The sequence below is a fragment of the Brevibacterium daeguense genome (assembly GCF_021729135.1).
Classification (GTDB): Bacteria; Actinomycetota; Actinomycetes; order Actinomycetales; family Brevibacteriaceae; genus Brevibacterium; species Brevibacterium daeguense.
This window is the reverse complement of record NZ_JAJTWW010000041.1, coordinates 1-708: the sequence shown is the minus strand read 5'-3', so window position 1 is coordinate 708 and position 708 is coordinate 1. Positions and strand designations below refer to the sequence as shown.

The window sequence follows — 708 nt, the reverse complement described above, 5'->3', positions numbered from 1 at the left end:
TCCAACAGGCCGGTGTTGCAACGACCGGTTGAACCCGCCCAGTACCTGGCGATCGCCTACACCGAACGGCTCACCGCCGCCAGGATCCAGGCCTCGGTCGGCACCGTGGGCGACTCCTACGACAACGCGCTGGCGGAGACGGTCAACGGGCTGTACAAGACCGAGCTGATCTACTCCCAGCCGTCGTGGGCATCGCTGACCGAGGTCGAGTTCGCCACCATGAACTGGGTCCACTGGTGGAACACCACCCGGCTGCACCAGAACCTCGGCTACCGCACACCGACCGAGATCGAAGCCGACTACTATGCCAACAGCACCACCGAGGAACACCTCGCAACCGCCTGACGTGTCCTGGCTTTCGTTCCGCTGTGTCGTGAGAATTCAGGCTGAGATGGGTTGGCTTCGAGATCGGTCTTCGTAGTTGGTTGGGCTGTCCCAGTTTAGTGCTGAGTGGCGGCGGGAGCGGTTGTAGTAGATCTCGATGTAGTCGAACATCGCATTGGCCAGTTGCAATCGGGTCTTCCACTTCTTCCGGTTGAGCAGCTCGACCTGCATGGTGCCCCAGAACGACTCGATCATGGCATTGTCATACCCGTCGCCGATGGTTCCCATGGATCCGACGAGGCCGGCGTCACGGATGCGCTTGGTGAAGGCCCAGGATGTGAATTGGGCGGGTTCAACCGGTCGTTGCAACACCGGCCTGTTGGA

Annotated in this window: 2 protein-coding genes; one reads left to right on the top strand and one right to left on the bottom strand. The window is 61.0% G+C overall.

The genetic code is table 11. The annotated features are described in order from the left end of the window. On the top strand, nucleotides 1–345 hold a 345-nt coding region (locus LXN01_RS15985; protein WP_236866838.1), incomplete at its 5' end, for an integrase core domain-containing protein. Between the two features lie 36 nt (nucleotides 346–381). Here LXN01_RS15985 and LXN01_RS15980 read toward each other — a convergent pair. After that, the coding region (locus tag LXN01_RS15980) for an integrase core domain-containing protein (protein WP_236866836.1) at nucleotides 382–708 on the bottom strand (327 nt) is incomplete at its 5' end.